The sequence below is a fragment of the Pseudomonas sp. nanlin1 genome, assembly GCF_045571515.1.
In the GTDB taxonomy this organism is placed as follows: domain Bacteria; phylum Pseudomonadota; class Gammaproteobacteria; order Pseudomonadales; family Pseudomonadaceae; genus Aquipseudomonas.
The window spans coordinates 2,978,368-2,992,090 of sequence record NZ_CP124218.1 but is presented as its reverse complement, the minus strand read 5'-3'; the positions used below and the strand labels follow the sequence as shown (position 1 = coordinate 2,992,090).

14 protein-coding genes are annotated in these 13,723 nt (G+C 59.5%); 12 read left to right on the top strand and 2 right to left on the bottom strand.

Annotated elements, in window-relative coordinates:
• Positions 1-25 precede the first annotated feature (25 nt).
• Positions 26-724, bottom strand: coding sequence for a response regulator transcription factor (locus tag QCL65_RS13910; protein WP_407309531.1), 699 nt, complete (start codon positions 722-724; stop codon positions 26-28).
• 288 nt (positions 725-1,012) lie between these two features.
• Here QCL65_RS13910 and QCL65_RS13905 point away from each other — a divergent pair, with 288 nt between their 5' ends.
• Complete coding sequence (locus QCL65_RS13905; protein WP_407309529.1) at positions 1,013-1,735, top strand: histidine phosphatase family protein; 723 nt, start codon at positions 1,013-1,015, stop codon at positions 1,733-1,735.
• On the opposite strand, the gene QCL65_RS13900 is transcribed toward QCL65_RS13905, so the two are convergent.
• The gene (locus tag QCL65_RS13900; protein WP_407309527.1) at positions 1,732-2,658 is read right to left on the bottom strand and encodes a LysR family transcriptional regulator; all 927 of its coding nucleotides are present in this window, start codon (positions 2,656-2,658) and stop codon (positions 1,732-1,734) included. The two genes, QCL65_RS13905 and QCL65_RS13900, sit on opposite strands and share 4 nt — an antisense overlap.
• Positions 2,659-3,117: 459 nt before the next feature.
• On the opposite strand from QCL65_RS13900, the gene QCL65_RS13895 reads away from it, so the two are divergent.
• The 11 genes from QCL65_RS13895 to QCL65_RS13845 all read left to right on the top strand — a co-directional run bounded on the left by QCL65_RS13895 (position 3,118) and on the right by QCL65_RS13845 (position 13,671).
• Entirely contained in the window at positions 3,118-4,638 is a 1,521-nt protein-coding gene (locus QCL65_RS13895) for an amino acid ABC transporter permease/ATP-binding protein (RefSeq protein ID WP_407309525.1), read from the top strand.
• Positions 4,639-4,668: 30 nt separating this feature from the next.
• The gene (locus tag QCL65_RS13890) at positions 4,669-5,538 is read left to right on the top strand and encodes a phytanoyl-CoA dioxygenase family protein (protein ID WP_407309523.1); all 870 of its coding nucleotides are present in this window, start codon (positions 4,669-4,671) and stop codon (positions 5,536-5,538) included.
• Positions 5,539-5,565: 27 nt separating this feature from the next.
• Positions 5,566-6,399, top strand: a complete 834-nt coding sequence (locus QCL65_RS13885; protein ID WP_407309521.1) for a transporter substrate-binding domain-containing protein — start codon at positions 5,566-5,568, stop codon at positions 6,397-6,399.
• A 52-nt stretch (positions 6,400-6,451) separates the two neighbouring features.
• The gene (locus QCL65_RS13880; RefSeq protein ID WP_407309519.1) at positions 6,452-7,183 is read left to right on the top strand and encodes a class II aldolase and adducin N-terminal domain-containing protein; all 732 of its coding nucleotides are present in this window, start codon (positions 6,452-6,454) and stop codon (positions 7,181-7,183) included.
• A gap of 125 nt (positions 7,184-7,308) precedes the next feature.
• Positions 7,309-8,604, top strand: a complete 1,296-nt coding sequence (locus tag QCL65_RS13875; protein WP_407309517.1) for a flavin-containing monooxygenase — start codon at positions 7,309-7,311, stop codon at positions 8,602-8,604.
• A 31-nt stretch (positions 8,605-8,635) separates the two neighbouring features.
• A complete protein-coding gene (locus QCL65_RS13870) occupies positions 8,636-9,052 on the top strand; it encodes a RidA family protein (RefSeq protein WP_407309515.1) in 417 nt (138 codons plus the stop codon).
• Positions 9,053-9,064: 12 nt separating this feature from the next.
• Entirely contained in the window at positions 9,065-9,742 is a 678-nt protein-coding gene (locus QCL65_RS13865; RefSeq protein WP_407309513.1) for a DUF1028 domain-containing protein, read from the top strand.
• Positions 9,739-10,890, top strand: a complete 1,152-nt coding sequence (argE, locus tag QCL65_RS13860; protein ID WP_407309511.1) for an acetylornithine deacetylase — start codon at positions 9,739-9,741, stop codon at positions 10,888-10,890. Before QCL65_RS13865 ends, argE begins: the two co-directional genes overlap by 4 nt.
• A gap of 144 nt (positions 10,891-11,034) precedes the next feature.
• Positions 11,035-11,643 (top strand): dTMP kinase, encoded by a 609-nt coding sequence (locus QCL65_RS13855; protein ID WP_407316851.1) that lies wholly within the window; start codon positions 11,035-11,037, stop codon positions 11,641-11,643.
• Positions 11,643-13,016: an MATE family efflux transporter gene (locus QCL65_RS13850; protein ID WP_407309509.1), complete on the top strand. Its 1,374-nt coding sequence runs from the start codon at positions 11,643-11,645 to the stop codon at positions 13,014-13,016. The genes QCL65_RS13855 and QCL65_RS13850 overlap by 1 nt, the downstream gene beginning before the upstream one ends.
• A 13-nt stretch (positions 13,017-13,029) precedes the next feature.
• On the top strand, positions 13,030-13,671 hold the full coding sequence (locus tag QCL65_RS13845; RefSeq protein WP_407309507.1) for a TetR/AcrR family transcriptional regulator: 642 nt from the start codon (positions 13,030-13,032) through the stop codon (positions 13,669-13,671).
• The last annotated feature ends 52 nt before the right edge of the window (positions 13,672-13,723 follow it).

Here is a 13,723-nt window from a genome sequence, read left to right as displayed (position 1 = left end):
GCAGATGCCTTATGGTCGAGGAGCGTCATGGCGCCGTGGGTGACTTACCAGGCCGAGGGCCCTGCAGCCTGTAGCCCATCCCGTGAACGGTGTGCAGCAAGGGGGTATCGAACGAGCGGTCGATGATTTTACGCAGCATGTAGATATTAGTCCGCAAACTGTCGGAGTCCGGCTGGCTGTTACCCCAGATCGCTTGTTCTAGCTCTCGCCGCGTGACCACGGCAGGGCTCTTACGCATCAGCAATTCGAGAAAGATCATGTTGGTCGGGTTGAGCTTGAGTAATGTGGCGCCGCGTCTGACCTCTAGAGCGTCTAAATCGTAGGTCAGGTCATGGATATGCAGTACTCGGTTTTTCATGCCCCTGAACCGCCGAGTAACAACTTCGACCCGGGCAAGCAGTTCAGACAGTGCAAAAGGTTTGACAATGTAATCATCGGCGCCCACTTGAAAACCGGCTAGGCGGTCGCGTAACTCGTCGCGGGCCGTCAGCATTAGGATAGGGGTTTGGTTCTTACTGTTTTCCCGCAGTGTCTTGCACAGCACCATACCGTCCATGCCCGGTAACATAAGGTCCAGGATAATAGCGTCGTAATTACCCGTCACTGCATGATGCAGCCCACTGAGCCCATCCAGCGCCTCGGTCACGTCACACCCTTTTAGGGTGAAATACTCGCTGACGTTGGCCAGGATATCCCTGTTGTCTTCGACCACCAGTATGCGCATCAGTTGATCCCTTCCCTTACTGGCCTGTGGCTGACAGGTAGTGTCTGCAGTAACTCCGCCTGCGGCCGCCAGCCGTAGAAGACGAGGGCGGTGGAAAATGTACAGAACCAGACGATAACCCCAGCCTACAGAGCTGCAACGGCAAATGTAGCTAGGCAATGTTCAATTCGAAGTGAAATCGCTGTGAAAACTGCCTGTGATTCGGCGCGTCTGCGCTCAACTTCTTTTTGACATCTCGTTCACTGATCTACAACAGGGCCCACCATACCGTGCTGGCAACGGAGGGCCATGCGCTCGTCTGCAACCTTTTATTTGAGGAGCCTCAGTGTGGTAGACGCGCAATTTCATCCCTTGCCTTCAAGCCGCAGTACCTTCGGCAAGTTGCACTTCGACGCGGCTTGGTTGGCCCGCTCATCGATCGGCATGGCGCTGCTGCTCCTGATAACGGCGCTGGGTTGGTTAGTCACAGCGACACCGGTGGTCGATCTGGCGGCGGCCGATAGCTGGGTGCAGGCGAAGCTGTATGCCGAATGGGCGAAGGGCAATGTGGTGGTCATGGTCAGGCATGCGGAACGCTGTGATCGTTCGTCCAACGCCTGCCTTGCCAGTGCTGCTGGCATCACGGTCAATGGCAGCCTAAGGGCTGCGGATGTGGGGATCGGCTTACGCCACCTGGGTTTGGCCAATGCGCGCGTGATCGCCAGCCCGCTGACGCGAACCCAACAAACCGCGCAGTTTATTTCAGGGCACGCGGTGGCGAGTCAAGCGTGGCTGGAGGGCTGTGACAGTGGTTTCAAGGACGCCGTGCTCGCACACAAGCGGCCTCGGGAAAACCTGGTGCTGATTACCCACAGCGGCTGCATCGATCATTTCGAGCGCGAGCTGGGCGTGCGCGGGGGCCTGCGTGACAGTGGCTACACCCAAGCCTTTTTCGCCAAAGTCGATGGCCGACGAGCACCCAGCCTCATCGGCTCACTGAACGCGTCGGATTGGGATAAATTGCCTCACTAATCTTGACTGGCGGGCGTCGCCGGGCTCAGTTCAACCGTCCGGCAGTAGTCCATGAACAGGCGCGTGGCGCGGGTCGGTTGGTTGTTGCGCAAATAGGCCATGACCAAGGTAGAGGCGGGCATGTCGTCTTCGATGTCCAGTTGCACCAGCAGCTCGCCATCGTAGGTCATGTTGGTTTGTGGCCGCGTGACCAAGACCGAAAACCCCAGGCCCTGGCCGACCATACAGCGCACCATTTCAATCGACGGTGAGCTGTACGCCACCACGGGGGAGTAGCCTTTTTCCGTGAAAATATCGATGAAGTAGGTTCGGCTGGGCACTGCATCCAACAGAATCATGGGTTCGCGACTCAACTCCAGTAAGGTCACGGTGTGCTGGCTGGCTAGCGGATGAGCGGCAGGTAGTAGGGCGTACGGCTTGTGCGGTGCGTTCAATTGCTCTTTGTTGATCGTCGTGCCCAGCTCAAGGTCGTACAAAAAAGCGACATCGAAGCGGCCGCGATGCAGCCCATGCATCAACTCATGTTGTTCCCCGTCATATAACTGCAGGGTGATATCCGGGTATATCCGCTTAAAGCCCGCCACCAGCCGGGGCATATACAGGGGTGCGGCCGATTCGAAGCAACCGATGGCGACGGTGCCAGATACATGACTGTTATCCGGGCGCGAGTCGTGTTCAAGTTCCTCGGACAGGCGCAATAACTCCTTGGCCTTCTCATACACTTTCCCACCGCCTGAAGTCAGTGAAACGCCCTGGGCGTGGTGACGGATGAACAGCGGCTGATCGAACGCTTCTTCCAAGTTTTTAATTGCGACCGAAATAGACGGCTGTGAAATATGCAACTGCCGAGAGGCCTCGGCAATACTGTCCATTTCCACTGCGGTCACAAAATACTTCAGCTGTTTTAACGTGAAGTGCGCCATTGAATACCTCGCCCTGGTGGCAGCTTACGCCATGCGGTTTGAATAGCTTTTACCTATGCAGTAGCGAGGAGCGTGCCAGGCGTCGGGCTGTCTGAATCAACGCTAACCAGGCGGATCTCCGGACCTTCGTCATCCACTTGGTTGCATAGCAAAAATCCAGCAAATGCTGGCATCGCACCGATTCAGAGCAATTAATCCATGCCTGCTGGATCCTGCGTCAAAAGCGTGCACGGTCATTACTGGCCCATCTAGGATCCGCAGCCCACCACGATGTTGGGAACAGACAGATATCGCCGAGTGACCCTTTGCTTAGGATTTTCCTAGCCTCGGGTATAAAACTTCGTATTTGTGAGTCGGCCTTGGCATCAATCATGATGGTTGCGCAAGGGGGGCAGCGTGAAGTCCTTATCTTAAGTGGGGTACCTGCCCAGCACTAGCCATTGACCGAGCGAGCAGCCGATGACGTTTGATTGGAATTACATGTTTAGCCTTCTCGGCGATACGGAGTTTTGGCTGGCCTCGTGGACGGTCATTCAACTTAGCGTCCTGACCTGGCTTATCAGTATTGTTCTAGGCTTCGTGCTTGCCTTGGCCAAGCAATCTGCACTGCCTCTGATCAACTTACCGGCCAAGGGGTATATCTGGCTGTTCCGTAGTTTGCCGTTGCTGGTGTTGTTGATATTCGTCTACAACTTGCCGCAGGCCATCCCGGCAACCTCAGTGGTATTGGCCGATCCGTTCTGGGCAGGCTTGATCGCTCTGGTCATGTGCGAAACCGCCTATGTAGCGGAGATCCACCGTGGCGGCCTGCTGTCGATTGCCAAAGGCCAGAGCGAAGCGGCCAGGGCCCTGGGCCTGCGTTTCGTTGGCACCCAATGGCGCATCGTCATTCCGCAGGCGTTGCGCGTAGCGTTGCCATCGCTGACCAACGAATACATTTCCATTGTCAAACTCAGCTCGCTGATTTCGGTGATTTCCCTGACTGAAATCCTTATGGTCGGCCAGCGCCTGTACTCGCAGAACTTCCTGGTGATGGAAACCATGGCGGCGGTGGCGTTCTACTACGTCTTTATTGTCACGGTGTTCGACTTCCTGCTCAAACGCCTTGAGCGTTATCTGGACGTGACCCAGCGCAAAGGCAAACGTGAACCCGGTGCTGATCTGCTGGCACTGGCCACCCAGCCCCAGGCGGCCAGCGCCCGCCCGGTCATCGACTACACAGGGCCTGCGCTGCAGGCCACACGCTTGCACAAGGCGTACAACGACGTCGAAGTGTTGGGCGCCGTTAGCCTGCAGATTCAGCCTGGGGAGGTCGTTTCGGTGATCGGCCCATCGGGTTCCGGCAAAACCACCCTGATTCGCCTGCTCAACGGCCTTGAGCAAATCGACAACGGTGACATCAAGATCAACGGCCAACCCTTCATCCACCTGGTTCGCCAGGGCGCGATGAAACCGCGCTATGTCGAGAACTCAGCGTATCGCTTGAACATCGGCATGGTGTTCCAGAGCTTCAACCTGTTTCCGCACTTGAATGTGCTCGGCAACTTGCTTCTGGCCCCCAAATACCACGGATTGGCGCCCGTGGAGGCGCTCAAGACCCAGGCCTATCAGCTGCTGCACAAGGTCGGCATGCTCGAGCATGCCTGGAAATACCCGCATCAATTGTCGGGTGGGCAACAACAACGCGTGGCCATCGCGCGAGCGCTGATGATGCGTCCGCAAATCATGTTGTTCGATGAACCGACCTCGGCCCTGGACCCTGAAAAGGTCAACGAAGTGCTGCAAGTCATCGAGACCCTCGCCCAGGAAGGCATCACGATGATCATCGTGACCCATGAAATGAACTTCGCTTTCAAGGTCTCCGACCGCATCGTGTTTATGGAGAAAGGCCGCGTGATCTGCGATGAAACCCCACAAGTGCTGCGCGACGGCCAGCACCCCCGGGTTGAAGCTTTTCTCAAAGATGTCTCACTGGCTTAGTGCCTTAACGCCTATCTATGGGGGTACGAAATGATTGAACAATGGCAAATAGACCAGTTTCACGAGCAAGGTTTTCTGGTGGTGGAAAACGTCCTGTCAGCGGACGAAATCGCCGCGTTGCAGCAGGACTTCGACCATTGGGTAGAAGACAGCCGCAGCCAAACCCAGGCCTGGGGGCAAACGCTGGATGGCCGCCCGCGCTTCGACGTTGAAAGCGATCACCGCCCCGACCATCCCTCCCTGCGCCGGGTCACTTCACCCACGGAAATTTCGCCGGCCTACCGGCATACGGCGTTCGCATCGCCCATGGCAACCATCGCCGCGCAGCTGATCGGTGGCAAAGGCACACGCTTCCACCACAGCAAGATCAACTCCAAGCTGCCACACACCGCCACCCAGGTGAAATGGCACCAGGACTTTCTGTTTACCCCCCATAGCAACGATGACTTGGTCACCGCGCTGCTGATGGTCAGCGAGGTGACCCCTGAAAACGGCCCGCTGAATGTCGCACCGGGTAGCCATAAACAAGACCTGTGGTCGCACTGGCAAGACGACCGCTTCACCGGCGCGGTGGAAGACAGCGTGGTTCAAGCCCACTGCCAGCAGCCAGTGGCCTGCTATGGCCCGTCGGGCTCCGTGTGTTTTATGCATACCCGTTTGCTCCACGCGTCGAGCCCCAACAACACCCCATGGCCGCGCACGCTATTTATCAGCGTCTACGCCGCCGAGGACGCACTGCCTTTCGCTGAGAACCCATTGCCCAGCGAGCACGCCGGGCTGATGGTCGCAGGGCAGGAGAGTGGCCTGATCCGCAGCACCGGCCACTGCATACGCTTGCCGCAAAAACCCAAAGGAGCTTCATTTTTCGTCCAGCAGGCCGGCAAAGACGCCGCTGCCTGACCCCCATTCCATCCGCGAGGTGCACCTATGAAATTGTCAAACCTGATCGTTCGGCCTATTGCCTTGGCGTTGTTGGGCACCGTGGTGAGCTTGTCGTCGACCGCGGCTCTGGCCTTTCAGCAGCCAGGCAAGATCATCGCAGGCTCGGACATGACCTTCTTTCCTTATGAATACATGGACAAGAACCGTCCGGCAGGCTTTGACATCGAGTTCCTCGATGGGCTGGCCAAAGTGATGGGGCGCACCGCAGAAAATATCGATACGCGCTTTCCCAACCTGATCGGCGGGCTTCAGGGTGGCCGGTTCGACATCACCAATTCATCGATGTACATCACCGCCGACCGCCTGAAAGTCATCGACATGATTCCCTACCTGAAAAGCGGTGAGGCGATTCTGTCCGTTAAAGGCAGCGCCTATCAGCCTAAAACCCCGGAAGACTTCTGCGGCCACAAGATCGGCTCCATGGCGGCCACCTCCTGGCTGCAGCAGCTGCAGAAGCTCTCCACCGAGTACTGCGAGAAGAATGGCCTGAAACCGATTGCTATCAGCGAATACGGTACCGACCCGCAGACCACCCAGGCCATGTTGGCCCATGCCGTTGAGGCGCAAATTACCGACGCTGCTGTCGCCCGCGGCGTGGTCGACAAGTTGGGCAACCGCGTAGTGATCTCTTCCGAAACGCTGATTTACCCGGTACTCAACGGCTTTGGCGTGAAAAAGGGTAACGACGAAGTCAAGCAGGCCTTGGTCGAAGGCCTCGAGAAGTTCAGCAAGACCCCCGAATATGCCGCGCTGCTGGAAAAGTACAAGTTCCAGGCACCCTCCGCCGAGGATATCGCAGCGTTGATGCCCAAGCCCTGATCACCCAAGAACGCGGCTGGCGACAGCCACGTTCGCGCCGAGAGCAATTAGCATGGCCCTTAACTTTGAAGAGCAAACTCGCATAGACCTGGCCGCCACGTTTCGGATTATCGCGCACCTGGGTATGCATGAAGCAGTCGCCAACCATTTCAGCGCAGCCCTGTCAGCGGACGGTAAGCAGTTTCTGCTCAACCCCAAGTGGAAGCACTTCTCCCGCGTGCGTGCCAGCGACCTGTTGCTCCTCGACGCCGATGATGCCGAGGCGGTGCATCGCCCCGATGTCGACGCCACAGCTTGGTCTATCCACGGCCAGGTCCACCAGCGTTTGCCCCAGGCCCGGGTGGTCTTGCACCTGCACCCGGTCTACACCACCGCCGTAGCGTGCCTGGCCAAACCCTATATCGCCCCCATCGACCAGAACACCGCGCGCTACTTCAACCGTGTGGCGATCGACGAACTGTATGGCGGTATGGCCGACACCACGGCCGAAGGCGCTCGCTTGGCCAGCTTGCTGCAGGACAAGAGCCGCCTGTTGATGGGCAACCATGGCGTGATCGTGACCGCGCCGACCGTGGGCGAAGCGTTCGACGACATTTGGACACTGGAGCGGGCTTGCCAGATTTTGGTCACCGCACTGTCCACCGGCCAACCGCTAAAAATCCTCTCCGACCCGGTGGCTGAAAAGACCGCCCAGGATTGGCAGAAGATCACCGACTTCTCCCAGCAGCACTTCGAAGAAATGAAGCTGCTGATGATTCAGGCCGACCCGTCGCTGTTGGACTGATTGAGCCTGCGAGTTCTCACTGTGCGGCTGTAGCGGGCGCAGGGCTTGTTATGCCTGTTACCCAGCGTTTTTTACCTTTTTCACCGCATCAACACGTGGGTTATCACCTGTTGAGGGATGCCAGAATGAAAGAAACCATCACAGAAATCGACACACTGGTCGTCGGCGCTGGGCAGGCCGGCGTGGCCACCAGCGAGCACCTGAGCCGCCTCGGTATCGAGCACCTGGTACTTGAAAAACATCGTATCGCCCAAGCCTGGCGCAGTGGCCGCTGGGATTCCCTGGTCGCCAATGGCCCGGCCTGGCACGACCGCTTTCCAGGGCTGGAATTTGCCATGGACCCGGACGGGTTTGCCGGTAAAGAGCAGGTGGCCGACTATTTCGAGCGCTATGCGCGCAAATTCAACGCGCCGATCAAGACCGGCGTCGAGGTCAAGCGCGTGACCGCTAACGTCGGCCGTGCGGGTTTTCGTGTAGAAACCAGCGCGGGCACCTATGTGGTCAACCATTTGGTGTCGGCGACCGGGCCATTTCAGAACCCCGTGATCCCCTCGATTGCGCCGCCCGCCGGCACCTTGCAGCAGATCCACTCCGCGCATTACTACAACCCGCAACAGTTGCCTGACGGGGCTGTGCTGGTGGTGGGGGCGGGCTCCTCTGGCGTGCAAATCGCCGAGGAGTTGATGCTGGCGGGCCGTCAGGTTTACCTCTCTGTCGGCCCCCACGACCGTCCGCCACGGGCCTACCGTGGGCGTGATTTCTGTTGGTGGCTCGGGGTGCTGGGGCTGTGGGACAACGAGACTCCGCAGCCCGGTAAGGAACACGTGACCATTGCGGTCAGCGGCGCGCGCGGCGGCCACACCGTGGACTTCCGGCGCCTGGCCCAGGCTGGGATGACCCTGGTGGGGCTGACCCAGGAGTTCGTCGGCAGCAGGGTGCGCTTTCAGGATGACCTGAACAGCAACCTCGATCAGGGTGATGCGAACTACCTGTCACTGCTCGACGCGGCCGATGCCTATGCCTCGCGCAATGGGCTTGATCTGCCCCAAGAGCCGTCCGCTCGCGAAAAGGTAGCCGATGCGGCGTGCATCACTGACCCGCTGAGGGAACTGGACCTGGCCGAGGCGGGCGTTACGTCGATCATTTGGGCCACGGGTTACTCGCAGGATTACAGCTGGCTGCAGGTCGACGCCTTCGACAGCCGAGGCAAGCCGCTGCACCAACGCGGCGTGTCCAGCGCCCAGGGCCTGTACTTCGTCGGCTTACCTTGGTTGTCGCGGCGCGGCTCGGCCTTTATCTGGGGGGTGTGGCACGACGCCAAACATGTGGTCGACCAGATCGCCAACCAGCACAAATACCGCGCCTATGACCAAGGCAAACGAGCGGCCGCAGTCGTTCCATTGCGCAACGTCAAGCGTTGATCAAAGCCCCCAGGCAACCAGGAGTTCTTCTATGACTACGCCGACCCATACCCGTATTCGCATGTTCAACACCAAAGACACCTACCCCAACCAAAGCCTGGACAACGACCTGTGCCAGGCAGTGCGGGCTGGCAACACCGTGTACGTCAGAGGCCAGGTGGGCACTGACTTCGAGGGCAACCTGGTGGGCCTGGGTGACCCGGCAGCGCAGGCTAAACAAGCGATGCAAAACGTCAAGCAACTGCTGGAAGAGGCGGGTAGCGATTTGTCCCACATCGTCAAAACCACCACTTACATCATCGATCCACGTTACCGCGAGCCGGTCTACCAGGAAGTAGGGAAATTCCTCAAGGGCGTGTTTCCGATTTCCACCGGGTTGGTGGTCTCAGCCTTGGGTCAGCCGCAGTGGCTGATGGAAATTGACGTGATCGCCGTCATACCTGCGTAAGGAACCTTCGCCATGACTCTTTCCATTACGGCCCGGTGCGCGCGTACCGGCCAGTTGGGCATCGCCATCAGTTCGTCGAGCATCGCCGTGGGCGCCCGTTGCCCCTGGTTGCGCGCGGGTGTCGGTGCGGTGTCGTCGCAAAACATCACTCTGCCGGCACTGGGCCCGATGACCCTGGACCTGATCGAGCAGGGCCGCTCGCCCGCTGAGGCCCTCGACGAGGTCATGGCCGATGGGGTCTTCGCCGACTACCGTCAGGTCACCGCCATCGACCATCTGGGCCGGGTGGCGAGTTTCAGCGGCAGCGAAACCCTGGGGATCAACAACGCCGTGCACGGCGATCAGTGCGTAGGCGCCGGCAATATGCTGGCCAACCCTGGGGTCATCGAGGCGATGGTGCGGGCGTTCGAGCGCACTCCCGGGCCGTTGGCCGAACGCCTGGTGACTGCCCTGCAGGCAGGGCTCGATGCAGGCGGCGAAGCCGGGCCGGTGCACTCGGCCGCTCTAAAGGTAGTCGCAGAACCCTCCTGGCCCATCGTCGACCTGCGCGTGGACTGGGCAGAACAGGCTCCCGTTGCGGTGTTGGCGAGCCTCTGGCAGGCCTACCAACCGCAGTTGCAAGACTACCTGGAGCGCGCCCTCAACCCCAGTGTCGCGCCGGGGTACGGTGTGCCCGGGGATGAGCGATGAGCACTAGCCGCACTCTGTTGGCGCAGTTGGTGGCATTCGACACCACCAGCCGCCTGTCCAACTTGGCATTGATCGACTTCGTGCAACGCTACCTCGATGGCCATGGGGTCGCCAGCGAATTGATCTACAACGAGCAGAAGACCAAGGCCAACCTGTTCGCGACCATCGGCCCTGCGGACGTACCCGGCATTGTGTTGTCCGGTCACACCGACGTGGTCCCCGTCGATGGCCAGGCCTGGACATTTCCTCCCTTCGAGCTGAGCGAAGCCGACGGCAAACTCTACGGCCGAGGCACGGCCGACATGAAAGGCTACATCGCCTGCGTATTGGCCCAAGTGCCGGCCCTGACCCAGGCGGCCCTGCGCCGGCCTGTACATATTGCGCTGTCTTATGATGAAGAGGTGGGCTGCCTGGGGGTGCGCTCATTGCTGACATCGCTGCAGGCACGGGCCGTGCAACCGATGCTCTGCGTCATCGGTGAGCCCACTGAACTTAAACCGGTGCTCGGGCACAAGGGTAAAGTCGCGGTGCGCTGCGATGTGCGCGGCGCCGCTTGCCACTCCGCCCACGCGCCCAGTGGCGTCAACGCCATTGAATATGCGGCGCAGCTCATCAACGAGTTAAGCCGCTTGGGCCAGGGGTTAAAAACCACCCAGCCGCTGGACGCCCGCTATGACCCGCCGTTCTCCACGGTTCAGACCGGCGTGATCAGCGGCGGCGCTGCCTTGAATATCGTCCCCGAGCAATGCCGCTTCGACTTCGAGGTGCGCGCGCTGCCTGCTTACGACCCGCAACAAGTCGTCATGGCCATGCGCGCTTATGCTGAACAGACCTTGCTGCCCGCCATGCAGGCCGTCAGTGCCCAGAGTGAAATCCGCTTCAGCGAGCTGTCGAGTTACCCGGGGCTGGATACGCCGCTGGATAGCCACGCCGCCGCCCTGATTGGCGAATTTTGTGGTTCTCAAGCCTTCGCGACGGTGGCTTTCGGCACCGAAGGCGGGTTGTTCGATCAGTGCGGCATCGCAGCGGTGGTCTGCGGACCCGGCAGCATGGAGCAGGGGCACAAGCCGGACGAATTCATTAGCGCCGAGCAACTGGATGCCTGCGATCAGATGCTTGCAAGAGTGCTAGCCTTTGCCTGCCGTTGAGCGGCACACCACGCGCAGTGAAAAAACTTTCACCCGCAGTGCCTCTATGCCATAAAAGCTGATTGAATACCGGGCATTCTATCGATGCTCCATTAGCGGCCGTGATCCAAGCGGTTAAGGTTTTGTATGTCAGTGCACCCGGGCATCAATCGTCCGCTATTCGTTGCAATGGATGGCCCCAAAGGCACTGGCAAAACCACGCTGCTCGAAGCCCTCACGCACGCGCTGCGGGCACAGAACAGAAAGGTCATTCGGCTTTGTGAGCGCAAGAGCGACCCGTTTCGGGCGCAAACCATGGCCATGGTCAACGAACTCGCGAGAAACCCTTGCCGGGAGCTGGAATGGGCAGTCTGTGAGCGCTTCGCCCTCAGCCGAGCGTGGATTTCCCAGCAGGTACTGCCTAAACAACCGGCAGACAGCATTATTCTGATCGACCGTTGGTACCCCTCGGAGGCCGCGTTTCGGCGCACCATCCCGTTCGCGCAGATCCTGCGCTTGAACCTCGAGCAAGGCGTGCGAGTGCCCGACCTGCATGTCGGGGTGGTCACCGCGCCTGAGATTTCCTGGGCCAGGGCTATGGCACGCTCACGGGGCTTGAGCAGCACGCTGCTTTACCACCAGGCGGAGCATGCCGCCGGTACCTCGGCGTTCGAGCAGGCTGTGGCAGACAACGGCTGGGCGCTGTGCCGTAACGATGGAACGCTGGAGGAGGGGGTGCGTCAGGTCATGGCCACGCTCGTTAGGTTGTTTTGATGCCGATAAAAACTCAAGCCGCTGTGAGCGTTAGCCCCAGCTCAACCACCGCCAGCCTGAAAAAACAGATAGGGGTGGCATTCGCCAGCACCGGGGCGAGCCTGCTGGCGGTGTTCCTGATCGACATCATTGCGGTGGTTTACATCAGTTTGCTGCATAACGAGCAAGCCCTGGCCGCCTACGGGGTGGCCAAATTGTTCATCTTTTTTATCTCGACCATAGTGAGCGCCTTCACTGTCGCCTGCGGGGCGCTGCTGTCGCGGCTCATCGGCCTTGGGCAGCAACACGCGGCCGGCGCTTTTATCAAATGCCTGTTTACCGTGGCATTGGCCTGCATTGCCCTGATGGTAACGGCGCAATGGGCAGGCTTCAGCCTGATCGCGCACGGCTTGGGGCTGCAAGGTGAAATCGAAGCCAGCGCCCATCACTACGTGTCCATTGTTGCCCCTGCCATGGTGGTCATGGCCGCGGCCCACTTGAACATTCAGGTCATGCGCACCTATGGCAGGATGAAAACGGCAATGGCGATCACGTTGGCCGGTACGGCCGTGTTCGCAACGATTGCGCCAGTGCTGATGTTCGTTCTGGAACTGGGCCTCACCGGTACCGCCATCGCTTATGGGGTGGCCGCAATAGTCACCGCCGTTGCCTGCCGCAGCAGGCTTGTCCGTGTCCCTGCCACGTCAGTGAGTGCCCCCTTGTGGCCGAGTGTCCGCACCTATGCACCCATGCTGCTGCGGGTGGCCTTTCCAGCTTGGCTGGGCAACCTCGCTACCTTTGTCAGCCTGGCCTATCTGCTACACACTCTGGTGGCGTTCGGCGCGCCGGCGTTGGCGGCCATGACGGTAATCGACCGGCTGATTCAGACCTTCTATTGCTTTTTCTTCGCCATCCCAATTGCCCTGGCGCCCATCATCGGGCATAGCGTCGGTGCCCGGGAGCCACACCGGGTACGGGATGCAATCGCTCACGCCCGTAGGCTGGTGCTGATTTACGGCGTTTGTGTGTGGTTGTTCAGTATGGGCCTGTCCACTTCGCTGGCCCGTTGGGCCAGCCTGTCGCCGGAAGGCAGCGCCATGCTGGTACAGGTGCTGATCTTCGCTGGACCCTTGTGGATACTGGTCGGCAGAGAATTCGTCGCCGTGGCCATATTCGTCAGCTTTAAGGCGGCGTGGTATGTTCCAGTTTTCGCCTGGCTGCGCGCAACCCTGGGTACCGTTCCGTTCGTATGGCTGGGTGCCTCGCTCTACGGCAGTTCTGGCGCGTTTATCGGCATGTTGGTCGGCGGCGCCTGCTTCGCGGTCATTGCCAGTATTTTTAGTCAACGGGTCAGTTTGAAATGGCAAAGCCACGCGCTGAACACCATCAAATGAAACCACTATCGATATGCCTGTGAGCCCTACCGACGCCAATGCACCGCCCAGCGTGAAACCCCAGCGCCTGTCGAAGGGCGATCAACGCAAAGTCGATATCCTTCGTGCCGCGATGATCATTTTCGCCCGCGACGGCTTTGCCGGTTCGTCGCTGGCAAACGTCGCCAAGGTGGCAGGTTTATCCACGGTGGGCCTGCTGCACCATTTCCCGAACAAATTGGCCTTACTGCAGGCAGTGCTAGCTCAACGCGATGCCTACATCGCCGAGAAATTACAGCAAGTGCAACAGGCGCCGTCACTGGCCGGCTTTGTCGCTTTTTTGCAGCTGGTCTTGCAGTTCAGTGCTGAAGACCCCGCCGTCAGCCAGGCGTTGATCATCATCAACACCGAAAGCCTGTCAGTCACCCACCCGGCTCACCAATGGTTCACCGAGCGTTTTGGCATTGTTCATCAGCATCTTCAGGCGCACCTGCAACTGTTGATCGATTCGGGGGAGATACGCTCTGACGTTGATCCCAAGCAGCTCAGCCTAGAGATCGCCGCGATGATGGACGGCCTGCAGATTCAATGGCTGCGGTCACCGGGGCAGGTGCAGATCGAAAGCGTCTTCGGCAAGTTCCTGGCGCGGCTGGCCGCAGATCTGGCGAGGCGCTAAGGGCGTTTGCAGCGAGGAACAGAACCGGTGGCCATTGCGGCCACCGATCAGA